23 protein-coding genes and 2 pseudogenes are annotated in these 26,079 nt (G+C 69.7%); 18 read left to right on the top strand and 7 right to left on the bottom strand.

The genetic code is table 11. From position 1 onward, the window contains the following. Positions 1-132: 132 nt before the first annotated feature. Together ACIBX3_RS35285 and ACIBX3_RS35280 are read left to right on the top strand one after the other, a co-directional pair. Positions 133-1,131 carry a glycoside hydrolase family 43 protein gene (locus tag ACIBX3_RS35285; RefSeq protein ID WP_397124736.1) on the top strand — a complete coding sequence of 333 codons (999 nt, stop codon included), beginning with the start codon at positions 133-135 and terminating at the stop codon, positions 1,129-1,131. A 137-nt stretch (positions 1,132-1,268) separates the two neighbouring features. Further along, positions 1,269-2,432, top strand: a complete 1,164-nt coding sequence (locus ACIBX3_RS35280; RefSeq protein ID WP_397124734.1) for an acyltransferase family protein — start codon at positions 1,269-1,271, stop codon at positions 2,430-2,432. Here ACIBX3_RS35280 and ACIBX3_RS35275 read toward each other — a convergent pair. Next, positions 2,420-3,382, bottom strand: a complete 963-nt coding sequence (locus ACIBX3_RS35275; protein WP_397124732.1) for an ankyrin repeat domain-containing protein — start codon at positions 3,380-3,382, stop codon at positions 2,420-2,422. The genes ACIBX3_RS35280 and ACIBX3_RS35275 overlap by 13 nt on opposite strands. Positions 3,383-3,489: 107 nt before the next feature. Then, positions 3,490-6,246: an AAA family ATPase gene (locus tag ACIBX3_RS35270; protein ID WP_397124730.1), complete on the bottom strand. Its 2,757-nt coding sequence runs from the start codon at positions 6,244-6,246 to the stop codon at positions 3,490-3,492. Between the two features lie 148 nt (positions 6,247-6,394). On the opposite strand from ACIBX3_RS35270, the gene ACIBX3_RS35265 reads away from it, so the two are divergent. From ACIBX3_RS35265 to ACIBX3_RS35245, 5 genes and pseudogenes are all read left to right on the top strand, one after another. Further along, on the top strand, positions 6,395-6,553 hold the full coding sequence (locus ACIBX3_RS35265) for a hypothetical protein (RefSeq protein ID WP_397124728.1): 159 nt from the start codon (positions 6,395-6,397) through the stop codon (positions 6,551-6,553). Then, positions 6,537-6,647, top strand: a pseudogene (locus tag ACIBX3_RS35260) (hypothetical protein); the annotation flags it as partial. The gene ACIBX3_RS35265 and the pseudogene ACIBX3_RS35260, both read left to right, overlap by 17 nt. A 41-nt stretch (positions 6,648-6,688) precedes the next feature. Then, entirely contained in the window at positions 6,689-7,126 is a 438-nt protein-coding gene (locus ACIBX3_RS35255; RefSeq protein WP_397124790.1) for a tannase/feruloyl esterase family alpha/beta hydrolase, read from the top strand. Continuing rightward, entirely contained in the window at positions 7,123-7,878 is a 756-nt protein-coding gene (locus ACIBX3_RS35250) for an SDR family oxidoreductase (RefSeq protein WP_397124726.1), read from the top strand. Before ACIBX3_RS35255 ends, ACIBX3_RS35250 begins: the two co-directional genes overlap by 4 nt. Before the next feature lie 100 nt (positions 7,879-7,978). Further along, positions 7,979-8,101: a hypothetical protein gene (locus tag ACIBX3_RS35245; protein WP_397124724.1), complete on the top strand. Its 123-nt coding sequence runs from the start codon at positions 7,979-7,981 to the stop codon at positions 8,099-8,101. Between the two features lie 119 nt (positions 8,102-8,220). Here the strand turns inward: ACIBX3_RS35245 and ACIBX3_RS35240 are convergent, their stop codons facing one another. Next, positions 8,221-8,880 carry a sigma-70 family RNA polymerase sigma factor gene (locus ACIBX3_RS35240; protein ID WP_397124788.1) on the bottom strand — a complete coding sequence of 220 codons (660 nt, stop codon included), beginning with the start codon at positions 8,878-8,880 and terminating at the stop codon, positions 8,221-8,223. Positions 8,881-9,357: 477 nt separating this feature from the next. Here ACIBX3_RS35240 and ACIBX3_RS35235 point away from each other — a divergent pair, with 477 nt between their 5' ends. The 9 genes and pseudogenes from ACIBX3_RS35235 to ACIBX3_RS35195 all read left to right on the top strand — a co-directional run bounded on the left by ACIBX3_RS35235 (position 9,358) and on the right by ACIBX3_RS35195 (position 18,228). Further along, positions 9,358-12,108, top strand: coding sequence for an AAA family ATPase (locus tag ACIBX3_RS35235; protein WP_397124722.1), 2,751 nt, complete (start codon positions 9,358-9,360; stop codon positions 12,106-12,108). 365 nt (positions 12,109-12,473) lie between these two features. Further along, positions 12,474-13,436: an alpha/beta hydrolase gene (locus ACIBX3_RS35230; RefSeq protein WP_397124720.1), complete on the top strand. Its 963-nt coding sequence runs from the start codon at positions 12,474-12,476 to the stop codon at positions 13,434-13,436. Next, entirely contained in the window at positions 13,433-14,152 is a 720-nt protein-coding gene (locus tag ACIBX3_RS35225; protein ID WP_397124718.1) for an alpha/beta fold hydrolase, read from the top strand. Before ACIBX3_RS35230 ends, ACIBX3_RS35225 begins: the two co-directional genes overlap by 4 nt. A 7-nt stretch (positions 14,153-14,159) precedes the next feature. Next, positions 14,160-14,318 (top strand): hypothetical protein, encoded by a 159-nt coding sequence (locus ACIBX3_RS35220; RefSeq protein WP_397124717.1) that lies wholly within the window; start codon positions 14,160-14,162, stop codon positions 14,316-14,318. A 318-nt stretch (positions 14,319-14,636) separates the two neighbouring features. Next, on the top strand, positions 14,637-14,924 hold the full coding sequence (locus ACIBX3_RS35215; protein ID WP_397124716.1) for a WhiB family transcriptional regulator: 288 nt from the start codon (positions 14,637-14,639) through the stop codon (positions 14,922-14,924). Positions 14,925-15,035: 111 nt separating this feature from the next. After that, the gene (locus ACIBX3_RS35210; RefSeq protein WP_397124714.1) at positions 15,036-16,100 is read left to right on the top strand and encodes a ferritin-like protein; all 1,065 of its coding nucleotides are present in this window, start codon (positions 15,036-15,038) and stop codon (positions 16,098-16,100) included. Between the two features lie 109 nt (positions 16,101-16,209). Then, positions 16,210-16,515: pseudogene (locus ACIBX3_RS35205) on the top strand (Na+/galactose cotransporter); the annotation flags it as partial. A gap of 70 nt (positions 16,516-16,585) precedes the next feature. Next, complete coding sequence (locus tag ACIBX3_RS35200; protein WP_397124712.1) at positions 16,586-17,881, top strand: Na+/galactose cotransporter; 1,296 nt, start codon at positions 16,586-16,588, stop codon at positions 17,879-17,881. Positions 17,882-17,913: 32 nt separating this feature from the next. After that, the gene (locus ACIBX3_RS35195; protein ID WP_397124792.1) at positions 17,914-18,228 is read left to right on the top strand and encodes a hypothetical protein; all 315 of its coding nucleotides are present in this window, start codon (positions 17,914-17,916) and stop codon (positions 18,226-18,228) included. Positions 18,229-18,334: 106 nt separating this feature from the next. On the opposite strand, the gene ACIBX3_RS35190 is transcribed toward ACIBX3_RS35195, so the two are convergent. The 4 genes from ACIBX3_RS35190 to ACIBX3_RS35175 form a co-directional block, all read right to left on the bottom strand. Continuing rightward, positions 18,335-21,133 (bottom strand): AAA family ATPase, encoded by a 2,799-nt coding sequence (locus ACIBX3_RS35190; protein WP_397124710.1) that lies wholly within the window; start codon positions 21,131-21,133, stop codon positions 18,335-18,337. A 171-nt stretch (positions 21,134-21,304) separates the two neighbouring features. Then, the gene (locus tag ACIBX3_RS35185; RefSeq protein ID WP_397124708.1) at positions 21,305-21,523 is read right to left on the bottom strand and encodes a hypothetical protein; all 219 of its coding nucleotides are present in this window, start codon (positions 21,521-21,523) and stop codon (positions 21,305-21,307) included. 104 nt (positions 21,524-21,627) lie between these two features. Beyond that, positions 21,628-22,068, bottom strand: coding sequence for a cupin domain-containing protein (locus ACIBX3_RS35180; RefSeq protein WP_397124706.1), 441 nt, complete (start codon positions 22,066-22,068; stop codon positions 21,628-21,630). A 216-nt stretch (positions 22,069-22,284) separates the two neighbouring features. Further along, positions 22,285-23,514 (bottom strand): cytochrome P450, encoded by a 1,230-nt coding sequence (locus ACIBX3_RS35175; RefSeq protein WP_397124704.1) that lies wholly within the window; start codon positions 23,512-23,514, stop codon positions 22,285-22,287. Between the two features lie 572 nt (positions 23,515-24,086). Between ACIBX3_RS35175 and ACIBX3_RS35170 the strand changes: the two genes are divergently transcribed. After that, entirely contained in the window at positions 24,087-25,280 is a 1,194-nt protein-coding gene (locus tag ACIBX3_RS35170) for an RNA ligase RtcB family protein (RefSeq protein WP_397124702.1), read from the top strand. Beyond that, positions 25,277-25,900 (top strand): peptide chain release factor H, encoded by a 624-nt coding sequence (gene prfH, locus ACIBX3_RS35165; protein WP_397124700.1) that lies wholly within the window; start codon positions 25,277-25,279, stop codon positions 25,898-25,900. The genes ACIBX3_RS35170 and prfH overlap by 4 nt, the downstream gene beginning before the upstream one ends. Positions 25,901-26,079 lie beyond the last annotated feature (179 nt).

Here is a 26,079-nt window from a genome sequence, read left to right as displayed (position 1 = left end):
TGTCATGGAACGGCACGCCAGCGCGCCGCTACACGGCCCGTACGACAACAGGCGGAAAGGTGATCACATGAGCCCGGGACGTCACGCTGATGAGCCGCCGTACCTGCCCTTTCACCCTGATCAGGAGCACTTGTGCATCAGCCTGAACCGGTCTACGCCGGCTACCTGCTCGTCTACTTCGCCGGCAACCGGACAGCCGACGACGAACGGATCCGGATGGCGCTCAGCTGCGGCAACGACCCGTTGCACTACCGGGAACTGAACGCCGGAAGGCCCGTCCTGACCTCCAGCCTCGGCACCAAGGGAGTGCGCGACCCCTTCGTGATCCGCTCCCCCGAGGGCGACAGGTTCCACCTGATCGCCACGGACCTGCGGACGTCCGGCAGCAACGCGGACCCGGTGCAGCTCACCTGGGACAGGGCCCAGCGCGCCGGCAGCAAGTCGATCGTGGTCTGGGATTCCACGGACCTGGTCAACTGGACCGGTCAGCGGCTGGTCAAGGTGTCTCACGACAACGCGGGCAACACCTGGGCGCCGAAGGCTTGCCACGCCGAAGAACTCGGCAAGTACGTCGTCTTCTGGGCCTCGAAGCTCTACGCCCAGGACGACCCGGACCATACCGGAACGACCTACAACCGGATGTTGTACGCCACCACCACCGACTTCCACACATTCAGCGAGCCCAGGGTCTGGCACGATCCGGGCCATGCGGTGATCGACTCGGCCGTGATCAAGCACAGCGGCGTTTACTACCGCTACACCAAGGACGAGCGGGACCCGACGCCTTCCGTGCCCAGCGCCAAGCTCATCACCGCCGAGAAGTCTCGCGAACTGACCTCGAACTCGTATGACTTCGTAGCCGACCGCATCGGCGAAGGGGAGATCGACCGTGGTGAGGGCCCAGCCGTGTTCAAGTCGAACACGGAGGAGAAGTGGTACATGTTCATCGACGAGTTCGGGGGGCGCAACTACGTCCCGTTCGAGACCACCGACCTCGACTCCGGGAAGTGGATTCCGTCGAAGAGCTGCCAACTGCCCCCTGAAGCCAAGCACGGCTCGGTGCTCCCCCTCACCCAGGCGGAGTACGACCGGCTGCTGATCCGCCGCTCGCAATCGCAGCAAGCACCATGACAGCGGTTGATCGTCCCCAATGCGTCCCCAAACGAGCGCTCGGATGGCTCCGTCGATGGCCTCCTCGACGGACCGCCCCCGATACGTTGGGGCGTATGCTGACCGCCCCTGGTGATGCCCGCCAAGCCACTCAGACGGTGCCTTCCCGACTCGCGTGGCTGGACGCACTGCGCGGCGTGGGCGCGCTGGCGGTGGTGGGAGAGCACCTGACGACGTGGGCCATGCCGTGGTTACGCCCTACCGCCTTCAACCTGGGCGTGTACGGGGTGCTGGTGTTCTTCCTGGTCAGCGGCTACATCATTCCGCATTCGCTGGAACGGCACGGCGACCTGCGAGCCTTTTGGATCGGCCGGGTGTTTCGCCTGTATCCGCTGTATCTGGCGGTCATCGGTGTGGTCTTGGCGTTGTCGCCGTGGATCGCGCTGCGGGCGGAGGTGCCCAGGGACGCCTCGGCGGTGGCCGCGCACGCCACGATGCTGCTGGATGTAGTGGGGGTGGGCGGCGTGCTGAACACGATGTGGACGCTGTCGTACGAGATGCTCTTCTACCTGCTGACGGGGGCGCTGTTCGTGGCCGGGGTGCGTTCTGGGCGTGGCCTGCTGCCGGTGCTGTTCGCCCTGGCCGGCGTGGTGGCGGGGGTGGTGCTGTCGGCGCCGCCGCTGTCGGGTACGTGGCTGGCCTGGCTGTCGTTGGCCGTATTCGGCGTCGGGCTGGCGTGCGTGTTGTCGGGGCGCGCCAGCAGGCTCGCCGCCGTCGTGCTGGGCGTCATGGCGCTGGCCTTGCTGCTGTTGAGCAGCCGGGTGCCCTGGTTCGGCGCGGCGATCGTCGCTGTCATGTTCGCCGGTACGGCCATCCACCGGTGGGAGCGCGGCCTGGGCCGGCTGTGGCCGGTGGGTGTGGCCGCGGTGCTGGTGGCGTTGACGCCGGTGTGGGCGCTCAACGCCGGCTGGTGGTGGGTGCAGCCACAGGTGTGGAGCCTGACCATCGTGCTGGCGGGTCTCACCTTCGCGGCTGCCATGGCGTTGCGGGCCCGGCGGGTGCCCGCCGTGCTCGTCCGGCTGGGCGTCATCAGCTACTCCCTGTATCTGGTGCATCTGCCGATCCTGTTGATCGTCATGTACCTGGTCGGGGAGATGCGCTGGGCGGCGTTGCCGGCGCAGATCGGCATCGGCGTGCTGGTGCTCGGCGTGCTGGTGCCGGTCGGCTGGGTGACGCACCGCTTCGTGGAGCTGCCGCTGCAGCGGCTGGGCCGTCGCTTGGCCCACCGGCATGCCGGGGAGCCGCCAGGTCAGTGCCAGTAGTCCCGTTCGGGCAGCCGCAGGTGCGTGTCCGGATCGGTGATCGCGCGGGCGTCGGTCGGGCGCAGGCCCGCGCCGGCGAAGCAGTAGGCCTCGGCGTGGCCGTCGTACAGGTATTTGAGCAGGATCTCCTCGGCCGAGTCGCCTGAGGACGCGTCGCCGCCGCCCGGGTGGGTGTCCCAGTCCACGACGTCTCCGTTGCGGTAGACGCGGCCCTGGTTGCCGCTCTTGGGGTTGGCGTACATGCCATAGGCGACCGTGCCCGCCGACAGTGCCTTCATGACGCCGGGAGTGGAGGCCATGTATCCCCACTGCTGGCTGACGACACAGCCGCCTGGCACGTCGGTTAACCCGACGAACTGCATGGCTTCGTCGTCGAAGGGGTCTTCCATGATCTCTTCCAGCTCTTCCTCACTGGCCGGCTCGGCGGCCAGGCGCCGCGCCGCCTCGGCGGCGCGGACGCCGCGTACGCACGACAGGCTGAAACCGTCCCACTCGATGTCGCCCAGCGCGCGGGTCAGGCGACCGGCCTCCGTCACGGCGTCGGCCTCGGCCTCGGTCAGGCCGGCATGACCCTGCGGGAACGGGAAGAACAGGCCAGGCGTGGGGCCCGCCAGGCTGAGCCGGCCGGGCGACCAGCCACTCATCATGGGCCGCCACGGGTCGGCACCGGCAGCGACCAGGGCACGGGCGTTCTCGGGCCGGTCGTTGAAGACCGCCTCCCAGAGCGCGGTGCGGCCCTCGCACTCCGCGTCGACATCATCGACTCGGCCGGCCAGTTCGGAGACCACCTCCGGCGAGCCGCGCTCCGCCGCGGCGTGCAGCGGCCGCTCGTAGGCGTACGCCCCATCGTTCGGGTCGGCGCCCGCGTCGAGCCTGGCGCGGACAAGGTCGAGGTCCTTCCAGGACTGCCACCTGAAATTGGACCATCCGTCAGTTTCGTTGGCGGTCATGACGGCTCCTTCGAGATCACGTGAGCGGATAACGAGCGGGGCCATCATGGCGGAGGGCAGTGACAATTCCGGTGTGGCAGCCGTTGCGCTCCCGGCTCGGCGCCTTCTCAAACTCCTCCACCGAGGGCGTCGCCGAGCTGCCTTCGGGAGCTGATCCTGAGCTTGGTGAAGATCTTGCGGAGGTGCCACTCGACCGTACGCGGGCTCAGGAAGAGGTGAGCCCCGACCTCCGGGTTGGAGAGGCCGTCCCGCACGAGCAGGGCGATCTGTTTCTCCTGCGCCGTCAACTCCTCACTCGTCGAGGCCCCCTTCTTGCGCTTGCGAACGGTCTCGCCCGTGGCGAGAAGCTCGCGCCGGGCACGCTCGGCGAACGCCTCCATCCCGATCGACACGAACATCTCATACGCGGTACGCAGGTGAACCCGCGCCTCGGCCCCCCGGCGGTTCCTGCGCAACCACTCGCCGTACAGCAGATGAGCGCGCGCCAGTTCGGGGCGCAGGATCGTCCGGCCCAACCGCTCGATCGCCTCGCGGTAGAAGTCGTCCGCGGCGTCGTCGCTCAGCAGCGCGCGGCAGCGAGCCAGGATTCCCTGTGCCCAGTCCGTGTCGCACGGTTCTGCCGAGTCCGCCAAACCTTCGAGCGCCCCGTGAGCGACCGTGTCATCGCCGACGCGCGCCGCCGCCTCGACGAGCTCGGGCAGCGCCCATTGGGAGACAAGCAGGTTGGCGCTCCGGGCGGTGGCCTGGGCCGCCGACAGCGCTTGCTCATGTCGCGCGAGGCCGTTGTAGAGGACCGCGGCCGCCCAGTGCGCGGACGCGACGCCATTCAACTGACCACTGGCACCGGCCTCCTCGATCGTAGCGGCGATCAGCGTCGAGGCCTCGGCCTCCTGACCCTGCAGTGCCGTCAGCAGGAGCTGGGTGTGCTGCGTCATGGGCACGCCCGTCGCAGCGGCGACGGCTTCGGACTCGGCGACGATCGTGGCCGCGGTGGCGAATTCACCGCTCAACACGATCGGTAGTCCCAACGCGTGGAGATAGATGGGAAGCTCGGACAGGGCACCGGCCGTGCGCATCCCCTCGATCACCCGGACGGGCCACTCGGCCATGATCCGGTCCTCCCAGAGGAGCGCGGTCAAGCCACCGGCCGCCCAGCTCCATTTCAGGAGGTCCTGCAGGGGAGCGTCGATGAGCGCGGCCATCGCCCTTCGCAAGGTGGGAAGCGCGGCGCTCCGGCCGTCGGTGATGAGCAGCGCGTGGCCCTGGAGCACGAGATCGAGGGCACGCGGACTCCCTTCGGGAGAGGGGAGTTCCCTCATCGCCCGCGAGATCGCCATGAGGCTGTCCCGGTTCGCGGCCCCATAGGATGCGCTGGCCCAGGCGATGAGATACGTCTCCCGCGCCAGATCCATGTCGAAGGGCTCCAGCCGCTGCGCGGCCGTCAGCAACATCAGCGGCGCCTCGTTGTTGAAGCCGGCCGAGAACGTGATGTGACCGCGTGCCAGGTGGGCTCGCACGCGCTGGAACTCGCTCTGGGCATCTCGGTCGGCGATGTCGAGGAATCGGCGCGCGGCTTCGATGTCGCCCGCCCGAAGGCCGGCGTCCGCCGCCGCCAAGGCACGTTCGGCGCGCCGCGAGGTGTCGATGGTCAGTGCCACGGATCGCTGCAGGAACGCCGCTGCGGCGGCCAGCCCACCGCGCGCCTGTGCCCGGCCGGCAGACCGTTCCAGTTCGGCTGCGACGGTCTCATCCGGCGCGGCCGTCGCGGAGGCGAGGTGCCAGGCACGGCGGTCCGGGTCGGCCTGCGCGTCGGTGACCTCCGCCAACGCAAGATGGACCGCCCGGCGATCCCCCTCCTTCGCCGACCCGTACACGGCCGACCGCACGAGCGGGTGACGGAAGATCACCCGTACGTTGAACTCCAGCAGCCCGTCCGTCCCGCTCGCCAGGGCCGTCGCCGGCGTGACACCGAGCCGTTCGGCGGCACGCCACACCAGCGAGGGGTCGCCGACCGGCTCGGCGGCGGCGATCAGCAGGAGCAACCGGGTCTGCTCGGGCAAGCTTTCGATCCGGGCCAGGAAGCTCTGCTCGATCCGGCCCGGCAGCGTGCCGGTGCCCAGGAGGCCGAATCCGCCCGCCATCTGGGTCACGGCCAGCTCACCCCGTAGCTCCAGCAAGGCAAGCGGGTTGCCCCTGGTCTCGGCCACGAACCGATCGCGGATGTGTTGATCGATCCGGACGTGCGTCACGGAGCTCAGCAGAGCGTGTGCGTCTGCGGCCTTCAGCCCGGTGATCTCCAGCTCCGGCAGTCCGAGCAAGTCCTGAGCCCGCTGGCGTGAGCCGAAGACGAGGGCGACCGACTCCGCCAGCAGTCGCCGGGCGACGAAGCCGAGGACCTGCGCCGAGGCCCGGTCCATCCACTGCGCGTCGTCGACCACGCAGAGCAGGGGACGCTCCTCCGAGGCGTCCGACAGCAGACTCAGTACCGCCAGCCCCACCAGGAAGCGTTCGGGCGGCCTTCCCCCTCGCATCCCGAACACCGTCTCGAGCGCATCGCGCTGCGGCGCGGGAAGGCTCTCCAGCCGATCCAGCAGCGGCGCACATAACTGATGCAATGCGGCGAAAGCCAATTCCATCTCGGACTCAACGCCGACCGCACGCAGCACCCGCATGCCGGCCGCCGAGTTCTCCGCGTACTCCAGCAGCGCCGACTTTCCGACTCCCGGCGCGCCGTGCACCACGAGCACGCGGCTCTCCCCCATGCGGACGGCTGCGATCATCTGATCGAGGAGAGCGCACTCCGACCCCCGCCCGAGCAACCCGACGTTGTCACCGTGCCCGGCGCCCCGCTTACGTTGGTCCACAGTCCCCCGCACTTTTGTCCCAATTGCACCACTCTGAATACACCCAAGACATACGGCGGCCCAAGTTGCCTCCCGCTACACGCTCGCGTTCTCGCTGGCAACGGAGTCACCGGGATAGGCCCTTGCGGGGCGCCGATCGCGCCCCCTGATGCTCGACAGCGTGGGAAACGGTGAAGCCACCGGCTACCGCATGCCCTTCGATCCGGTGATCCGTTACTTCATCGAGCAGGACGCCGACGGTTCCTTGGTGAATTTCGACCATCGCCAGTACGAGAAGCGAGTCGAGGAACTTGTCCGGGCTTCTTAACGCGACGAACCCCGACACCGACCGGTTCGCACACCACGGCGGCGAGCTCATCATCGTCCAGGGCACCACCGACATGGCGGTCCCAGAAGCGTTGACCAACGCCTACTACGAGCGGATGGTCCAACGCTACGGCCCATCGATCCGCCGCTTCGTGCGCTACCACGTCCAGCCGGCTACGCCCATGGGACCGGACGCTTCGACCTGGCTTGGGACTCTCTCACAGCCCTGGACGACTGGACGAGCCGAAACAACCCTCCGGCCAACCCAGTGGCGACCGACGCCAACCCCGCCGCAAAGAACCGCACACGCCCCTTGTGCGTGTGCCGGCCAAGGGCAACGCTGACTCCGTCCATGCGCGTTCGTCGTTCCCGTCACGCTGCCCGCGCGAAGGGACGACTGGGCGGCCGCACCGCGCGGCCGCCCGGGACTCGCCCGGGCCGTCCATTGACCTGCACGGCGTACGACCAGCGAAACGAACCTCGCGGCAGCTGTCACGAGCCTGGAGGCTGTCCGGTCTTAGCTGGCGACCGGGCGGCAACGAGGTGGCCTGGCGGACGAAAGGGATCGCGATGAAGGTCGTGGTAGTCGGCGGGACGGGCCTGATCGGGTCGAAGCTGGTGACGAAGCTGGGCGAGCACGGTCACGAGGCGGTGGCGGCGGCGCCGAACACCGGCGTCAACACGCTGACCGGCGAGGGGCTGGCCGAGGTGCTGGCGGGTGCGCAGGTGGTGATCGACGTGTCGAACTCGCCGTCGTTCGAGAGGGCTGCGGTGCTGAAGTTCTTCGAGACCTCCACGGGCAACCTGCTCGCGGCGGAGGCGGCGGCGGGCGTCGGTCACCACGTCGCGGTGTCGATCGTGGGCACGGAGCGGATGCCGGACAACGGCTACTTCGCGGCCAAGATCGCCCAGGAGCAGCTGATCGAGAAGTCGGGAATCCCGTTCTCGCTCGTGCACTCGACCCAGTTCTTCGAGTTCTCCCGCGGCATCGCCGACGAGGCCACGGTCGACGGCAAGGTGCACATCGCCCCGGTGCTCTTCCAGCCGATCGCGGGCGACGACGTGGCCCAGGCGCTCGGCCGGACCGCAGTGGGGGCGCCGTTGAACGGCAGGGTCGAGATCGCCGGGCCGGAGCAGTTCCGGATGGACGAGTTCTTCCGTCAGGCGCTGGCCGCCTGGGGTGACCCGCGCGAGGTGGTCACCGACCCGCACGCGCGCTACTTCGGCAGCGAGTTGAGCGAGCGGTCGCTGGTCCCGGGTGACGGCGCCACCCTCGGCACGATCCGCTACCACGACTGGCTCGGCCGGAACGCGACCGGCAAATAGACCAGCGAAAAGCAGTTCCACGCCCAACTCGAGATCGGCCGCGTGGAAACGGCGCTGACCATGGTCAGGAGACCGAACGCGGGACCGGAGTGTGCACGCGATGACCGTGGTCACCTACCCGGGCGCGCCGCCGCACCCGCACTCCGGTCCCGCGTTCGGGTCCATGCCGGAGGGCGAGCCGGGGCGGATCGTACGTGCCGGCCACGCTCCTCGCCCGGCCTGAGCGTGGACACCGGGCCTGCGCAATGCTGCGGGCCCGCTGCGACCTGACCTGAGGTGCCGCACCGGCTGAACCGTACCTGGGCCGCGAGAGGGCCGAAGCGACGCTGAGGGCCGGACGACCTAGCGGGCGGCGTCGGCGGCGAGCAGTTCTTCCAGGCCGGCGAGGTCGCCGGTCTGCGCGGCGGCGAGGAACGTCCGTACGAGGCGCCGGTGCGCGGCGGTGCTCACCTGGTGGCGTCGCCCGTTGGCGAGATGATCGCGGGCGCGTCGCACGAGTTGCCGCGCGTGGTCTTCTCCCAGGCGAAGGATCTCGGAGATCCGGCGGTAGGGGTAGTCGAAGGCCATGCGTAGGAGATAGACCGCTCGTTCGACGGGCGTCAGTCTCTCCAGCAGCAACTGGATCGCGGTGTCGACCGCCTCGCATCGTTCGGCTGCCGTCTCGGGGCTGACAGAGCGGTCCGTCGTCTCGGGAAGGTAGGGGCCGGCGGAGGTCTCGCGGCGCCAACGGGCGGACTGGGCGACATTGATGGCGAGCCTCGTGGTGGTCAGCGCGAGGAATGCGGGCGGGCTGATGACGACCGAGCGGTCGGCGCGGGCCCATCGCAGCCACGTCTCCTGCACCACATCCTCGGCCTCGCCCACGTCGTGCAGGACGCGCAGACCGATCGCGAAGAGCCGGGGCGCGGCACTGACGAACACCGAAGTGGCTCCGTCCCATCTTCTGATCGACCGGTCATCGGTCGGCTGCGCGTGGTCTCCGTGCAACTCCAACAGGTTCATGGTCACGATCGGCTCCGTTCACCCTCGGCATCCGGCAATGCCACTGGGATGAGGGTCGTTTCTTGGGCCCCTCCATCGCGCCCTGGGGAGAGACTGGTGGGTACCCTGGTCCGGAGCACTGGGGCCCGTGGTGGGTACCGGGGCGCAGCACGAGCCGCTTCGCTCAGTGAGGTCCGCGGCGGCGCCGCCTGGGACCTCAGCCGACAGCCGGTGTGCAGCGTTCAGGGCCGGGCGTCGGCCGCGCCGCCATCCCAGGAACCCCTATCGGCAGTCGCCCAGTGTCCGCCTGCTCGATGACCGGTGCACCGGCTGACCCCGCGGCCGGTGTCAACGGCAAATTGCTGGGCTTGACATCAGAACGGTAGGCTGCCCGTCGATCTAAGACGTAGCGCCGGTAGCCTCCTACGTTCGTTCGGCAGTCATCGATCATCGGGCAAACGGTCGGCGGGGGTGCCCATGGCAAGCAGAAATCCCGGGTTGCAGCTTCGCGGGCGGCAGATCGAGTGCGAGACGCTGGACCAGCTCGTGGCGACGGTGCAGGCCGGCCACAGCTCGGTCCTGGTCCTGCGCGGCGAGGCCGGCATCGGCAAGACGGTGCTGCTGGAGTACGCGCGGAGCAGCGCGTCCGGCTGCCGGATAGCGAGGGCGGCGGGCGTCGAGTCCGAGATGGAGCTGGCCTTCGGCGGCCTGCATCAGCTGTGCGCCCCGTTTCTGGATCATCTCGATCGCCTGCCGGCGCCGCAACGCGACGCGCTCGGGACGGCGTTCGGCCTGAGCGCGGGGACTCCACCGGACCGCTTCCTGGTCGGGCTCGCGGTGCTCAACCTGCTCGCCGACGTGGCCGTGAGAGAGCCGCTGGTCTGCCTCGTCGATGACGCCCAGTGGCTGGACAACGTCTCCGCGCAGACCCTCGCCTTCGTCGCGCGACGCCTGCTCGCGGAGCCGATCGGACTGGTGCTCGCGGTGCGCGAGCACCACCTCGAACCCGAGTTGACGGGACTGCCCCAGCTCGAAGTGGGACGGTTGAGCGACGACGACGCCCGCGCCCTGCTGGACTCCGTGACTCCTGGACGACTCGACGAGCGGGTCCGGGACCGGATCGTCTCCGAGACGCAGGGAAACCCGCTGGCCCTGCTCGAACTGCCCCGGGGATTGACGCTGGCGGAACTGGCGGGTGGGTTCGGGCGGCCCGACGCGCGGCCACTGGCCGGCCAGATCGAGCAGAGCTTCCTGCGACGGATCCGGTCGTTGCCGACCCAAACGCAGCAGCTGCTGCTTGTCGCGGCGGCCGAGCCGGTAGGCGACGTGGCTCTGCTGACGCGAGCGGCAGAGCTGCTGGGAATCGAAGCGGCCGCCGCATCGCCGGCCGAAGCGGCGGGACTGATCACCATAGGAACCCGGGTGCGTTTCCGCCATCCTCTCGTGCGCTCGGCGGCCTACCGCGTGGCGGCCCCGCAGGACCGGCAGAATGTGCACCGCGCGCTGGCCGACGCGACCGATCGCCAATCGGATCCCGACCGCCGGGCGTGGCATCTGGCCAACGCGACGGCCGGCCCCGACGAGACGGTGGCCGCCGAGCTGGAGCGCTCCGCCGATCGGGCGCAGGCACGCGGCGGAGTCGCGGCGGCGGCCGCGTTCCTCGAGCGGGCGGCCGAGCTGACCCCCGATTCCGCACGCCGCGGACCCAGAGCGTTGGCGGCGGCGCGGGCCAAGTATCAGGCCGGTGGATACGACGCCGCGCTCGAACTGCTGGACGCTGCGGAACTCAGCCCCCTGGACGAACGCGAACTCGCCCAGTCCAAGCTGCTGCGCGGTCAGATCGTGTTCGCCTCCACAAGTGCCGGCGCCGCCTTGCCGCTGCTGCTCAAAGCCGGCAAACAACTCGAGCCGCTGGACCCAGGACTGGCCCGCGAGACCTACCGTGACGCGCTGAATGCGGCTATGACGGCCGGCCGTCTGCCGAGCGGCGCCCAGTTGGCGGACGTCGCCAAGGCGACGCTCGCCGCACCGCCGGGGCCGCCACCGGAGCGCAACGACCTGTTCCTGAAGGGCGTGGCGGTGGTGGCCACTGAGGGTTACTCGGCGGGCGTGCCGATGGTGCTGCAGGCCCTGGACGCCTTCCACGCCGAAGGGGTCTCCGGGGAAGAGGGCCTTGGCTGGCTTTCGTTCGCGTGCCGCATGGCCCATAACGTCTGGGACTTCGACAACTGGTCGGTGCTCTCGGCAAGGCTGGTCGACCTGGCACGCGAGACGGGGGCGCTGTCGGTGCTGCCGTTGGCTCTCCATATGCTCGTGTCGAATCGGGCACTCGCCGGTGAGCTTGCCGGCGCCGATGCGCTGCTCGCCGAGGCACAGGCGATCGGTGAGGTGACGGGCAGCCGCTTCTTCGCCCGGTACACAGCCCTGGTGCTCGAGCCCTGGAGGGGCCGGGAAGCCGCGACACGTCAAGCGATCGAAGCGCTCACGCGAGACACGGCCCTTCAAGGGGAAGGCAAGGTGGTGACCGCCACCCAATGGGCGAGCGCGGTGCTCTACAACGGCCTCGGTCGCTACGAGGAGGCGTACGTCGCGGCCGAGCGAGGCTCCGAGCACCCACAGGAGCTGGGAGGCCCGTTCATCAGGTCCTCGATCGAGCTCGTCGAGGCCGCGGCCAGGAGCGGAAGGCCGGCCCGCGCTGCCGAGGCCGCCCAGCAACTCGACGAGATGGCACAGGCCAGTGGCACCGACTGGGCCCTCGGCACCTCGGCGGGCGCGCGTGCCCAGGTGAGCGACGGCCCGGCCGCCGAGACTCTGTACCGTGAGGCGATCGAGCGGCTCAGCCGCACCGAGGTCCGGGTGACGCTGGCCCGTAGCCGGCTGCTCTACGGCGAGTGGCTGCGTCGGGAGAACCGCCGCGTCGACGCACGCGAGCAACTGGGCATCGCCTACGAGATGCTCAGCCAGATGGGGGCCGACGCGTTCGCGGACCGCGCCCGGCGCGAGCTTCAGGCCACCGGAGAGACGGTACGCAAGCGCACCGCCGAGGCGCGCGCCACTCTCACCGCCCAGGAAGCGCAGATAGCGCGCCTGGCCGGTGACGGGCTGACGAACCCCGAGATCGGCGCTCAGCTTTTCATCAGCCCGCACACCGTCGAATGGCACTTGCGCAAGGTCTTCGCGAAGCTCGGCATCGTGTCCCGCAAACAGATCAGCACCACGCTGCTCGAAGGCACTGCGGCCACGGCCTGAGACACTGTGGCCTGCCGTCGGCAGGCGGGGTCACGCCTGCAGGGCGCCGACGATGCGAGCTTGTGCTCTGGGGAGATCCAGGCCGCCGATGTCGTCCAGGCGGCCCTCTCGGACCCGACGACCGCGCAGGTTCGTGACAATTCCTTTCCTCTCGATCCCTGGTGTCACGGATCCGTGGGCCGCCCGGTCTAAGTGGGCGAGTCGATCCAAACCATGGTGATCGAGATGAGCCATCGACCGGGTCGGCCCGATGCCGGGCGACGCACCACCGGCCTTGGCCGCCCACCTTCCGAAGGCCCGCGCGGACGTGCGCGGAGATCCGCGAGGTCCGAACGGAGAAACCAGATGGAGACGGAGAATTCCGCATGAACAACAACGTCCTGGAGCCGGCGGCGCAGGAGCTCGCCGAGGCGACCTCCAAGCCCCCGTTCCTGTACGAGCTGGGCCCCGACGGCGCCCGCAAGGTGCTGGACGACCTGCAGGCCGCCCCGGTCGCCAAGCCGGACGTGGACGAGAAGTGGATCATCGTGCCGGCCGGGGCCGGTGACGTGCGGGTGCGGATCGTCAAGCCGGCCGCGTCGTCCGGCCCGCTCCCGGCCGTCCTGTACGTCCATGGCGGCGGCTGGGTGCTGGGCAACGCGGGCACCCACGACCGGCTGGTGCGTGAGCTGGCCGTCGGGACGGCAGCGGCGGTGGTCTTCGTCGAGTACGACCGCTCGCCCGAGGCCCGCTACCCGGTGGCGATCGAGCAGGCGTACGCCACCGCGCAGTGGATCACCCGGCACGGCGCCGACGAGGGACTGGACGCCTCCCGGCTGGCGGTGGCCGGCGACTCGGTCGGCGGCAACATGACCGCAGCGCTGACCCTCCTGGCCAAGCGGCGCGGCGACGTGACCTTCGTGCACCAGTCGCTGTACTACCCGGTCACCGACGCCGGCCAGGACACCGGCAGCTACCGCGAGTTCGCCGACGGCCCGTACCTGACCGCCAAGGCGATGGCCTGGTTCTGGGACGCCTACACCACCGACCCCGCCCAGCGCGCCGAGATCACCGCCTCACCGCTGCGCGCCACCCTGGAGGACCTGACCGGGCTGCCGCCCGCGTTCGTCATCGTCGACGAGAACGACGTGCTACGCGACGAGGGCGAGGCCTACGCCCGCAAACTGACCACGGCCGGCGTTCCCACCACCAGCGTCCGCTACAACGGCACGCTGCACGACTTCATGATGCTCAACCCCGTCCGCTCCACCGCGGCGTCCGGCGCCGCCATCGCCCAAGCCATCGAGGTCCTCAAAACCGCCCTGAACACCGGAAAGGCCATCTCATGAGCGAGCAGCCCGTCATCGTCCTGGTCCACGGCGCCTTCGCAGAATCGGCCGGCTGGAATCGCGTCATCCAGCGCCTGCACAGCCGTGGGCTGTCGGCCGTCGCCGTGGCGAACCCGCTGCGCAGCGTGGAGGGCGACGCCGCGTATGTGCGCGACGTGATCGCCGGCCTCGGCCGCCCGGTCGTCCTGGTCGGCCACTCCTACGGCGGCATGGTGATCACCCAGGCCGCGGCCGGCAACCCGGCCGTGCGCGCCCTGATCTACGTCGCCGCCTTCGCCCCCGAACCCGGCGAGAACGCGTTCTTACTGTCCGGCAAATTCCCGGGCAGCAGCCTGGGTGGCGCGCTGGTCGCCTACCCGGTCGCCTCCGGCGGCAACGAGTTCCGCATCGACGAGGACAAGTTCCACCACCAGTTCTGCGCCGACGTGGACGCCGGCGAGGCCGCTCTGATGGCCGCCACCCAGCGGCCGGTCACCGAGCAGGCGCTGACCGACGCCCTGACGGCGGACGAGCCCGCCTGGCGCACCACGCCGTCCTGGTTCGTCCACGGCGAGCTCGACCTCAACATCCCGGCCGCCGCTCTGCGCTTCATGGCCGAACGCGCCGGCTCGCGCGGCACCCGCGAGGTCGCCGGCGCCTCGCACGCGCTCGCCGCCTCGGAGCCCGACGCCGTGACCGCCGTCATCCTCGATGCCGCCCACCACGCGCAGGAGTGACACTCCCATGCCCGCGATCCTCATTCACGGCGTGCCCGACACCCACCGCGTCTGGGCGGGCGTCCTCCGGCACCTGATGCGCTCGGATGTGGAAGCGTCTCTGATCGGCTTGGCGATCCTGAGGTCCCCAGGAACAGCGCACGGCGAAATGCCGGGCATGCACTGATCGTCTCCGCCTGATCCGGCGGACGACGGGCCGGCAGCCGCGCCGATGAGACCCATCCGGCACCCGGGCCTGCCGGCCCCTCGCGCTTCGCACCTCATTCGCCCATGATCTGCCGGTCACCGAGTGGCTGCTCGACCCCATCGAGACCGAGCGCGCGCAGGTGGGCCGCGCGGCATCCTGGCCGCGATCACGGAGCTGGAGAACGGCTCCCTGTTCCCGCCTGCTACGTGAACTGGCCCTCGCCGCCGTCCTGACCGTCGCCCCGACCAGCTGAATTACCCGGCCCACACCGACCCATCGTTCATGGAGGTGGAGATCATGACCGTTCACCAGATCCATCAGCACCGAGAGCCTCGACCCCCTCTGCGCTGGATGGCCCGCGCGGCCTGCCAGGATGCGGACCCCGGCCTGTTCTTCCCGATCACGTGGGACGACCACCCCGGTCGACGCGAAGATCAGGCACGGTGCATCTGCCAGACCTGCCCCGTACGAGCGGCCTGCCTCGACTGGGCCCTGCGCACCGGCGAACCGGACGGCATGTGGGGCGGCACCACTCCGGAAGAGCGCCGCCGGTTACGCGCCCGCCAACGGCTGGCCACGGCCTGACGGTGCCCGACGCAGAACTCATGGACGACAAAGAGATTCCCGGCAGCAAGGATGCCGCCGGCGATCACGCTGCGCGAAAACACCCTTTCTGACAATGGAAGTAGGACTCTGATGAAAAACCTGGAACCGCGGGGGACTGTCGCTGTTCCCGGGCCGGCACGGATCGACACCCTCGACAGTCTTCGTGAGCACCTGCAGTGGGCGGTCGAGCTGGAACACGCGACGTTGCCGCCGTACCTGTGCGCGCTGTACTCCCTGGACCCCGAGCGCAACCCGGAGGCCGTGGAGGTGGTGGGCAGCGTCTTCGCCGAGGAGATGCTGCACCTGGCGCTGGCCGCGAACCTGCTCAACGCCGTCGGCGGCCGGCCGCGCCTCGACACGCCGGGGATGTTGCCGCCGCATCCCCGGCGGCTGCCCCACAGCGATCTGGAAGTGTCGCTGCTCCCGTTCGGCCCGGAGGCCCTGGAGATGTTCCTGCGCCTGGAACGGCCGGCGCCGCCCGGCGCCCCGGCGGAAGGCGACGGCTACGAGACGATCGGGCAGTTCTACGACGCGATCGAACAAGGTTTGCGCCACCTGTGCGAGCAGCTCGGCGAGCGGGAGGTCTTCTGCGGCGACCCCGCCCACCAGGTGAACGGCAGCCATTTCCGGCACACCGCGGGGTCGCTGTTCGCGGTTGAGGATCTGGAGTCGGCGCTGGGGGCGCTGGAGGAGATCGTCGAACAGGGCGAGGGCACGGCCCGGGGCGAGGTCTGGGACGGGGACCAGGACGTCTTCCACCCTGATCGCGACGAGGTCGCCCACTACTACCGCTTCCAGGAGCTCAAACTCGGCCGGCGGTATCGGCGCGGCGACACCCCGCAGTCCGGGCCCACCGGCGAACCGATCTTTGCGAACCTGGCCGCCGTGCGCCCGATGCGGCCCGACCCGCGGCTGTCCGATCATGCCCCGGGCAGCGCCATCCGTACGGCGCAGGAGGAGTTCAACCGCACCTACTGCACCCTGTTGAACCAGCTGGAGCAGGCCTTCAACGGCGACCCGAAACTGCTCGGGGCCGCCGTCGGCACCATGTACACGCTCAAGGGGCAGGGCGCCGCCCTGATGCTGATGCCCGAGGAGGACGGCACCACGGCCGGCCCCACCTTCGACTACGTGCCACCGGCGCAGCGCTCATGAGCGCCCAGGCCACCGCCTCCCCGCCGCGCGCCACCCTTCACGACCGGAAAGGCGCTCGCATGACCACGCCCGGCACAGCGCGTCCCCTGACCGGGAAGGAAGAACCCCCGTGGACAACCCCCTGAGGATCGGCGCCGAACTCGTCGACTATGCGCTGATCTTCGTCTATTTCGCCGTCGTCCTGCTGGTCGGAGTGGCCGCGCGCCGGAGGGTCTCCAACAGTCTCGACTTCTTCCTGTCGGGGCGGTCGCTGCCCGCCTGGATCACCGGGCTGGCCTTCATCTCGGCCAACCTCGGCGCCGTCGAGGTCATCGGAATGTCGGCCAACGGCGCCGAGTACGGCATGCCGACCATGCACTATTACTGGATCGGCGCCGTCCCGGCCATGCTGTTCCTCGGCATCGTGATGATGCCCTTCTACTACGGCTCCAAGGTACGCAGCGTCCCCGAGTTCATGCGCCGCCGCTTCGGCACGGGCGCACCTGGTGAACGCGATCACCTTCGCCCTCGCCCAGGTGCTCATCGCGGGGATCAACCTGTTCCTGCTGGCCACGGTGGTCAACGGCCTGCTCGGCTGGCCGCTGTGGGTGGCCCTGCTCCTCGCCGCCGCCATAGTTCTCAGTTACATCACCCTCGGCGGGCTGTCGGCGGCCATCTACAACGAGGTCCTGCAGTTCTTCGTCATCGTCGCCGCGCTGCTGCCGCTCACCCTCATCGGGCTGCACCGCGTCGGCGGTGTCGGCGGCCTGGTCGACAGGGTGCGGACGGCCGTAGGGGGCGGCGCGCAGCAGCTCAACTCGTGGCCGGGCAACGAACTGGCCGGGTTCGGCAGCTCCGTCCTGTCCGTCATCGGCATCGTCTTCGGCCTGGGCTTCGTGCTCTCCTTCGGCTACTGGACGACGAACTTCGTCGAGGTCCAGCGGGCGATGGCCACCAACTCGATGTCGGCCGCGCGCAGCACGCCGATCATCGCCTCGTTCCCGAAGATGTTCATCCCGTTCATCGTGGTGATCCCCGGGATGATCGCGGGGGTGCTGGTGCCCGAGGTGGTGCAGCTCAAGGCGGGCGATCAAAGTGCGGGCATCACGTACAACGACTCGATCCTGCTGCTCATCCGCGACGTGCTCCCCACCGGGCTGCTGGGCATCGCGCTGACGGGCCTGCTCGCCGCGTTCATGGCCGGCATGGCGGCCAACATCTCGGCTTTCAACACCGTCTTCAGCTACGACCTGTGGCAGCAGTACGTGAAGAAGGGCCGCTCCGACGGCTACTACCTGAAAGTCGGCCGGTGGGCCACGGTCGGCGCGACGTTCCTGGCCATCGGCACCGCGTTCATCGCCGCCGGCTACGGCAACCTGATGACTTACCTCCAGACCCTGTTCGGCTTCTTCAACGCCCCGCTGTTCGCCACCTTCATCCTCGGCATCCTCTGGAAGCGGATGACCGCGACCGCGGGGTGGGTGGGGCTGGTGTCCGGGACGCTCGGCGCGGTCGCCGTCTGGTTGCTCAACGAGCTGGACGTCATCCATCTGCCCGGGCAGGGAGCGGCCTTCGTGTCCGCGGGCGTGGCGTTCGTCGTCGACATCGCCGTCAGCATCCTGGTCAGCTTGGTGACCGCCCCCAAGCCGGTGAGCGAGCTGAGCGGGCTCGTCTTCTCGGAGACGCCCAAGGAACGGCGCACCGATCCGGCGGCGAGCCGCCTGCCCTGGTACCGGGCGCCGGCGAAGCTCGCGGGCATCTCCCTGGTGCTCGTCACCGCCCTCAACGTGATCTTCCGATGACCACCGTTCTTCACTGGAATGGAGCCGGGTACATGACCAACGACCAGCCCGCCACGAGCCGGCAGGGCGCCGCGGGCGAAAACGCCGGACCCCGCAAAGCCGGCGCCTTCGACATCCGCGTCGTCATCGCCGGACTGATCGGCTTCTACGGCACCGTGCTGATCATCATGGGGCTCGTCATGGACTCGGCCGCGAACCGGGCCAAGACCGGCGACGTGAACGCCAACCTGTGGGCCGGCATCGGCATGGCAGCCGTCGCCGCCGCCTTCGCGATCTCGGTACGCCTGCGCCCTGTCATCATCGAATCCCCCGCACAACCCGTGGAGGCCGTTGGGCCGCCTCGGTGAACCTTGCGCGCCAGAGCCGGTACCCCGAGGCCTTGCGACCGCGCATCCCTTCGGATCGCGGCGAGCATCATGCGAGGGCGGCTATCCGGATCTTCGAGGGGGGCGGTCAGGGCCCGGCCATCGGTCCCGTGCCCATGGGCTTTCCGGTGCCCGGCGCCGCGTGGTCGAGCTCGGCGAGCGCGGTCTTCAGCTCGGCGCGCCCCCTGATGCCGAGCTTCATGAAGACCTTGCGCAGGTGGTACTCGGCGGTGCGCGCGCTGATGAACAGCCGTGCGCCGATGTCCCGGTTCGTGAGTCCTTCGCGCGCCAGGCGCGCCACATTGAGCTCCTGGTCGGTGAGCTGCGCCGCCGACCCATGCGCGCGCACGCGCAAGGTCTCGCCGCTCGCGCTCAGCTCGCGTGCGGCGCGCTCGGCGAAGCCGTTCATGCCCATGCCGGACAACAGCTCGTACGCGGCCCGGAGCTGCTCGCGCGCATCGGCGTGCAGGCCCCGGCGGTTCAGCTCCTCCCCGTACAGCAGGCGGCAGCGCCCCACCATGATCGGAATCCGCTCGCGCTCGAATCGCTCGATCGCATCCCGGTACAGGGCCTGGGCCTCGTCGCCTTCGCGCAGCTGCGCCTCCGCCATCGTCAGCACGGCCAACGCCCAGTTGGTCCCCACCGTCCGCGTGACGCTCGCCAGTTTCTCGAACGCCTCCTCGGCGAGCACATGCTCGCCGGTGTGTGTGGCCGCCTCCACGAGCTCGAGCAGCGTGCGCATCGCGTGGTTCAGCTCGTGCGTGTACGGCAGCTCACGGCGACCGGAGGCCACCGCCTCGGCGAAGCGCCCCAGGCCGTTGTAGAGGATGGCCTTCGCGAAGTTGACCGCACTCAGCCCGTAGCCCTCGCCCCGCGCGAGCGCGTCGGGTCGGATCTGCTCGGCCAGGCGCTCCGTCTCGCCGGCCTGCCCTCGGTACGCTGCGAGGAAGAGCCGCCCGTACGGCGGCAGCGGGTGGCCGGTGACGTCCTTGATGGCGTCGATCTCGTCGCAGGAGGCTTCGGCCGCGTCCAGGTCGCCGTCGACCGTCTGCGCCAGCATCAGCAGGCTGAGGGCGATCGGCAGCACCGTCACGACGCCTTGGGCGCGGGCGAGCTCGACCTGCCGATCGGCGAGCGCGCGGAGCCCGCGGGCGTCCCAGAGGTCCTGCGCGGCGCGGGAGGCGAACCACATCCAGTGCAGCTCGAGAGAGTCCGGGGCCTGCTCGAGGAAAGCGCGCTGCGCCAGGCGCAGGGTCTCGAGCGCGGCCTCCTGCCCTTTGGCGGCGAGCAGCGCCTGGCCGCGCAGGATCAGGTCCCGCGCGCGGTCGGACTCCTCGGCGGCGGTCGTCGCCTCCAGGATCGCGTTCGAGATGGCGGCCACCTGCTCGGCGTCACCGAGCCGACCGCCGTAGATCGCGGCCGCCAGCGCCTCGATGTAGGTGTCGCGGGCGAGCACCGCGTCGAGCCCTTCGAGGCCCTGCGCCGCGGCGAGGAGGAGCTGCGGCCCGCCGCTGTCGCGCCGCAGTGCGTATCCGGCGCGGGCGCGCAGCCGGGCGACGAGCGCCTGTTGCAATGCGGTGAGGGGATGGTCGCGGGCGGTGTCGAGCAGGCCCAGGGCGGCTGCGGGCGCGCCCGCCTCGTGCTTGGCCTCGGCGGCCGCGAGCAGCCGGTGCCCGCGGCGGACCGGCTCAGGCGTCAGCTCCGCCGCCCGCTCCAGGAACGCACCAGCGGCGGCCGCGCCGCCGCGGGTCCGCGCACGCACCGCGGACCGCTCGAGGTCAGCGGCGACCTCTTCGTCCGGGTGCAGCGTCGCGCTGGCACGATGCCATGCGCGGCGATCCGGGTCGTGATCGACGCTGGTGACGTCGGCCAGCGCGGCGTGGACGCGCCGCCGGTCCTGCGGCGACGCAGACCGGTAGACCGCCGACCGCACGAGTGGATGGCGAAAGCCGACGCGCGTGCCGACGACGAGCGCGTGGGCGTCCTTGGCGGCGTCGAAGTCCTTCAGGCCCAGTCCCAGTGCCGCGCTCGCACGCCACAGCAGCCCGGGATCGCCGGTCGGGTCCGCAGCCGCCAGCAGTAACAGCAGGCGCGCCGACTCGGGCAGCGGCTCGAGCTGCGCGACCAGGCTCTGCTCGATGCGGCTCTCCAACGGCATCGCGCCGATGAGAGCGAACCCGCCGGCGATCTCGGCCGGGCTCAGCGACCGGGGCAGCTCCCGCAGCGCCAGCGGGTTGCCGCGCGCCTCCGCGATCAGCTGGTCGCGCACCCGCCGGTCGAGGCCGCCGGGCGCCGAGAGGCGCAGGAGCTCGCGCGCGTCGTCGTCGCCCACCCCTTCGACGACCATCTGCCGAAGCCCGGCGAACACCTCGTCGACCGTGCGCATGGCGAGCACGATCGCGATCCCCTCGGCGTCGAGACGCCGGGCGGCGAACGCGACAGCGCGCGCCGAGGCCTCGTCGAGCCACTGCGCGTCGTCGACGATGCACAGCAGCGCCCGGTCGCCCGCGGCCTCGGTGAGCAGCCCGAGCAGTGCGAGCCCGACGAGGAACGGGCTGGGGGCGGAGGCCTGGCGCAGGCCGAACGCCGCCTCGATCGCCTCGCGCTGCGGGGCAGGCAGGCGCCCGGCCGAGCTCATCATGTGCCCGCACAACTGCTGCAAGCCGGCGTAGGCCAGCTCCATCTCGGACTCCGACGCGACGATGCGCTCGACCCGGACGTCGGTCGCGGCGCGTGCCGCCATGCGCTCCAAGAGCGCGGTCTTGCCGATGCCGGCCTCGCCGGAGGCGACCAGCGCGCCGCTGTGACCGGCGCGGGCACGGTCCACCAGCGTGTCCAGCTCCGCCAACTCTCGATGCCGTCCCCGCAGCGGCGCGGTCTCTGTCACGGTGTCGCCTCCGCTGGGGTTTACCGATGCATGGTGCCTTTGGCGCGCCAGATCCTATCTGAGACATTGGCGATTCATGAGCGGCGACATCCGCCGCGGGTCTTCGGGGGCGGAGTTTCATCGGACAAAGCTGAAGGCGGAAACCGAACCCGGTTCCCGCCTTCTTCACTTTCAACGCGCGGTGGTGAACAGGAACGCGCAGTCCTCCATGGCCTCCACACGGTGGCGGCGTTCGGGCATGACCAGCAGATCACCGGGCAGCCCGTCCCACGAGTCAGGCCCGGCGACAAGCCGCACCCGCCCGTGCAGCACGTGCACCGTGACCTCGCCAGGATGCTCGTGTTCGTGCATGTGCTCGCCCTGCCGCAACGCCATCACGGTCTGCCGCAACGAACGATCGTGTCCACCGTGGACAGTGCCGGCGCTTCGACCACTGTCCGCCTCACGGGCGAGCGAGAGCAGATCGCGAACGAGCGCAGTCAACGAAACCCTGGTCATGACTGTGGCGCGCGACGGTCTCGCCGAGCCTCCAACTCCTCCGGGCTGACCGGAATCAACATCGGCTGCCCGGGCGCGCAGAACATCGTCACCACGAACGCCGACTCCTCCTCGGCGAGGTGGTTGCCGTCCTGGTAGTGGATCACGTCCCCGCCAGGCTCCCAGAACGCCTCACCGGCCCGGACCACCCGTACGGGTTCGCCTTCGAGCTCGAAGTTGACGGCGCCCTTGACCACGTACCCGTACGCAGGCCCGGAGTGCCGGTGAGGCGGCGCGCCAGGGCTGTTCGGTGGCAACGTGACCAGGAGCGTCATCGCCTCGGCACCCTCCGGCGCAGGCGGCGCGCCCGGCACGGTGGCGACCACGTCGATCTTCGGCGGCGGCCCGCTCTTGTCGGGGTTCTCGAGGTGGTGCGCGTGAGCGTGATCCGTGCTCATCAGGATTCCTTCGCGAAACAGTGGCCGGCTCGGATCCGGCCGTGCACCAGCTCAGACCAGACAGCGCCCCGATGTGTGACAACGCCCTGAACAGTACGCCTGCCGTAAACCTCATCCGCGCGTTTCAAGCGGCATGTTGGCACTCGTAAGCTCCGCCGAGCCGGCCTTTGTCCGCGTACGTTTCAGTTTGACGGTCAGGGCCGACGGCCGGCCATGCTACTCGGCGACGCGCAGGTACACGGGGAGTCCCTGGTGACCATTGCTGATGAGAGTGGGTACCGGCCGCAACGAGCCGGCCGGTACCGCGAGTGACATAGCGGGGAAACGCTCGAAGAGCTGACGCAGGGCTTCGGCGACTTCGAGGCGGGCCAGAGGAGCGCCGAGACAGAAGTGCACGCCGTAGCCGAACGCCAGGTGGTCCTTCACCTTGCGGGTGACGTCGAAGGTGTCGGCGTCCGGCCCGTGCCAGTCCGGGTGACGGTTGGCGGCCCCATAGGCGGCGAGGATGGGATCTCCCGCGGCGATGACCTGTCCGTCGGGCAGCTTGATGTCGGTCACGGCGAAGCGCAGCGGCAAGTACTTGATAGCGGGCTCGGCGCGGAGGGTTTCCTCTACCACGTCCTCCCAGGCGGCCTGGCCGGTGCGGACGAGGTGGAGCTGGTCGGGGGACGTCAGCATCGCGAAGACGGCCTGGTCGATGACGTTGACGGTCGTTTCGTATCCGGCGTTGATCATCAGAATCATCGTGTCGCGCAGTTCGACATCGGTGAAGCCGGTACCGTCCGACTCCTCGTCGCGTGCCGCGATGAGGAGGGAGGTCATGTCGTCGCCGGGGTCGCTGCGCTTGGTGGCGATCAGCTGGTCGGTGGCCTCGAAAAGGCGTGCGGTGTTGGTCTTGGCCTGTTCAGGCGTGAGCGTGCTGTCGAAGACGTTGTCGACGAGCTGCCGGAAATCGTCCCGCTGGTCTTCTGGTACGCCCATCAGGTGGCCGATCACGGCGATGGGCAGCGGGTAGGCCAGTCGCTCGCGCAGGTCCACCACCTGGCCGGGGGGCAGCGCGGCAAGGTCGTCGATCAACTCGGTGACCAGGGATTGGATGGTCGGCTTCAGCTCGGCGATACGGCGTGCGCTGAAGGCGGGCGCGACCATCCGCCGTAACCTGCGGTGGTCGGCGCCGTATGCGGTCAACATACTCTGCACCTCGATCCACAGGGCGAGCGGCCACGTGCTGATCGTCTGCTGAAAGGCCGGGTAGTGAGCGCGGCCGTTCTTGGAGACATCGGGGCTGGTGAGCAGAGTCTTGAGGACAGCGGGGTCGGTGACTGCCCAGGCGCGCAGGCCGAGGATGTCCACGGGGGTGGCCGGGCCACGAGCCCGCAGGGCCTGGTATTCAGCATGCCGGTCGGCACCGGTGGGATCGATGACGAACGGGAGAGGCTGGGACATGTGTCTTCTCCTTCAGGTCGCAGCAGCGAAGCAGAGGGAAAGGGGCCTCGCGGGCACGCTGGATCGCTCTGGCTCGCCGCGTCGGGTCTTGTGCGGAATGGCCTGGTCTGTCTTGGGCCGTGTCGGGGCGATCTGGTCCTGGCCGAACTGGCCAGGCTAGTGATCAAGGCTGCTGGTTGATGACATCGATGCGGTTGCAGGCGTTGATGACGGCGATGAGGCCGAGGCTCTACACACGGTTGACCGGGTAGCCCGGGCTATGTGTGACAGGAAGCCGGGTATGACGTGCGTCTCATCAGTGTCAATCCCCTGGAATCATGGACGCGGGACGCTCCGGTGAGGCCATCTGCGCGTGGTCCTGCCGACGGCATGGCGAACTCCGGCAGCGTCGGAAGGGATCCACTCATCCGCCCTGGCCTCAGCTGAAAATCGTTTGCATCGCACGGCAGGGATCAGAGAATGTGGTGTCCATGAGGCTCTGACGGACAGCACCCCGCTACTTCGAGATGCCACGGCGCCGGCCCGCGCCGTGATGCCGCCCGCCCATACCCCGTTCAGCGAAGAGAGCGTCTTTGTCTCAGCAACACTCCCGGCAGGAGTCCCCGCTGCCGTCCACCCAGGCCATGGGGTCGGCCACCGTCACCGTGTTCGCCTCCCCCACAAGCTGGATCGAGTCCGATGCCGTCGCGCAGTGCCACCAGGTGGCCGCCCTCGACGGCATGATGCACGTCGCCGCCATGCCGGACCTGCACCCCGGCAAGGGCGCCCCCATCGGCGCCGCCATGGCGTCGACCATCTTGTACCCGTTCTTGGTGGGCTCCGACATCGGTTGCGGCATCGCCGTGTTCCCCATCAAGCTCAAGCGCGCCGTACCCGAGAAGCTCGCCGCCCGCTTCCCCGATCTCGATCGCGCGCTGGACCCCGAGCAGGATGCCGACGATCCCGCCTGGGCCGTGGTGAAGGGCGATATCCCCGCCGGTCACGTCGAAGGCCTCGGGACGGTCGGCCGGGGCAACCACTTCGTCGAGCTGGCGCGGATCGGGACCGTCTTCGAGCCCGGCCACTCGAGCCGTCTCGGGCTCGCCGCCGGCGACCTGGTGCTCATCGTCCACAGCGGTTCCCGAGGGCTGGGCGAACGGATCCTGCGGGCGCACACCGAGGCCCACGGCGCCGGCCCTGCCCCTGATCCCGGCTCCTACCTGGCGATGCATGACGACGCCGTACGCTGGGGGTCACTCAACCGGCGGCTGCTGGCCGCCCGGGTCGCCCATGCCCTGGGGGCCGAGCCCACCGAGCCGATCGTCGACCAGTGCCACAACCTGGTCGAGCTCCGCGACGGGATCTACCTGCACCGCAAGGGGGCGGCACCGGGTGACGGCCGCGACGTGCTCATCGCCGGTACGCGAGGCACCCCTTCCTACCTCGTGGCCGCCCACGCCGGGCCGGACGCCGGCCATTCCGTGGCGCACGGCGCGGGCCGCAAGATGTCACGCGCGGACGCCCTGCGCCGGGGACGGGCCAAGCACACGGTCGAGGAGCTGCGCCGCACACCGGTCGGGTCGCTGGTGGTATGCGGCGACCGCCAGCTGCTCTTCGAAGAGGCGCCCACGGCCTACAAGCGCATCGAGCAGGTGATCGCCGACCTCGTCGACCACGACCTGGCCACGCCCGTGGCCGCTACGATCCCTCTGGTCACCTACAAAACGCCCGACCTCGCGTCCACGCCGCGCAGGGAGCAGCGCCGCAAGCGGCGGGGGCGTCCGTGAGCGTCCACCTGCTCCTGTCGGCCGGGCGTGGCCCGCAGGAGTGTGCCTGGGCGTTGGCCCAGCTGCTGTGCCGCCTGGAAGCCGACGCCACCCGGCAGAATCTGCAGATCCATCGGGTCCAAACCGTTCCCGGTGACCGGTCCGGCACCTACCGATCGGTCCTCATCCGAATCGCAGGTGCCGGCGCCGAGGCGTTCGCCGCCTCGTGGAGCGGAACCCTGTGCTGGCAGGCACCCAGCCCATACCGGGCCAACACCAGTCGAAAGAACTGGTACGTCATCGCCCAACCGTGCCGGCTCGACACCCCGCGCACGACGTTCGCGGAAGCAGACGTCGACATCGTCGCCTGCCGCACCGGCGGCCCCGGCGGCCAACACCGCAACAAGGCCAGCACGGCCGTACGAGCGACCCACCGCCCCACAGGGATCGTCGTCGTGGTCGACACCGAGCGGCAGTTCCACCTCAACCGCCGCATCGCCATGCGGCTGCTGCGACAGCGCATCGAACACGGCGACGAGACGGCAGAGCGGGCCGTCACCACCGCCCGCTGGCGCATCCACGATGAACTCGTACGCGGCAACCCCACCCGCGTCGAACGCCCGGTTCGGTCTCCACACTGACTCGAGAATCGGACCGCAACCAGACGCGCGGCAGCAGCAGCACCCGCCGACCAGCGAGGAGAGCTCCTTTTATCAAGGGCGCACGCTACGAGGGGCAGGGTTGCGGCTTGCGGTGATGCTGCGAGTGGACGTGAGCGGTTCGGGCGCCATCAGCATCGACGTGTTGCGGGTTCTCGAGA

Origin of the sequence: Nonomuraea sp. NPDC049480, assembly GCF_044465905.1 — a bacterium.
Lineage (GTDB): Bacteria > Actinomycetota > Actinomycetes > Streptosporangiales > Streptosporangiaceae > Nonomuraea.
This window is presented reverse-complemented; position numbering and strand designations above follow the sequence as displayed.

Bases quoted from the DNA above. Each gene is read 5' to 3' on its own strand.
- ACIBX3_RS35275 (WP_397124732.1), bottom strand. From the start codon at position 3,382: ATGACCGCCAACGAAACTGACGGATGGTCCAATTTCAGGTGGCAGTCC.
- ACIBX3_RS35265 (WP_397124728.1), top strand. From the start codon at position 6,395: ATGCTCGACAGCGTGGGAAACGGTGAAGCCACCGGCTACCGCATGCCC.
- ACIBX3_RS35250 (WP_397124726.1), top strand. From the start codon at position 7,123: ATGAAGGTCGTGGTAGTCGGCGGGACGGGCCTGATCGGGTCGAAGCTG.
- ACIBX3_RS35245 (WP_397124724.1), top strand. From the start codon at position 7,979: ATGACCGTGGTCACCTACCCGGGCGCGCCGCCGCACCCGCACTCCGGT.
- ACIBX3_RS35240 (WP_397124788.1), bottom strand. From the start codon at position 8,880: ATGAACCTGTTGGAGTTGCACGGAGACCACGCGCAGCCGACCGATGAC.
- ACIBX3_RS35230 (WP_397124720.1), top strand. From the start codon at position 12,474: ATGAACAACAACGTCCTGGAGCCGGCGGCGCAGGAGCTCGCCGAGGCG.
- ACIBX3_RS35225 (WP_397124718.1), top strand. From the start codon at position 13,433: ATGAGCGAGCAGCCCGTCATCGTCCTGGTCCACGGCGCCTTCGCAGAA.
- ACIBX3_RS35220 (WP_397124717.1), top strand. From the start codon at position 14,160: ATGCCCGCGATCCTCATTCACGGCGTGCCCGACACCCACCGCGTCTGG.
- ACIBX3_RS35215 (WP_397124716.1), top strand. From the start codon at position 14,637: ATGACCGTTCACCAGATCCATCAGCACCGAGAGCCTCGACCCCCTCTG.
- ACIBX3_RS35210 (WP_397124714.1), top strand. From the start codon at position 15,036: ATGAAAAACCTGGAACCGCGGGGGACTGTCGCTGTTCCCGGGCCGGCA.
- ACIBX3_RS35195 (WP_397124792.1), top strand. From the start codon at position 17,914: ATGACCAACGACCAGCCCGCCACGAGCCGGCAGGGCGCCGCGGGCGAA.
- ACIBX3_RS35180 (WP_397124706.1), bottom strand. From the start codon at position 22,068: ATGAGCACGGATCACGCTCACGCGCACCACCTCGAGAACCCCGACAAG.
- ACIBX3_RS35175 (WP_397124704.1), bottom strand. From the start codon at position 23,514: ATGTCCCAGCCTCTCCCGTTCGTCATCGATCCCACCGGTGCCGACCGG.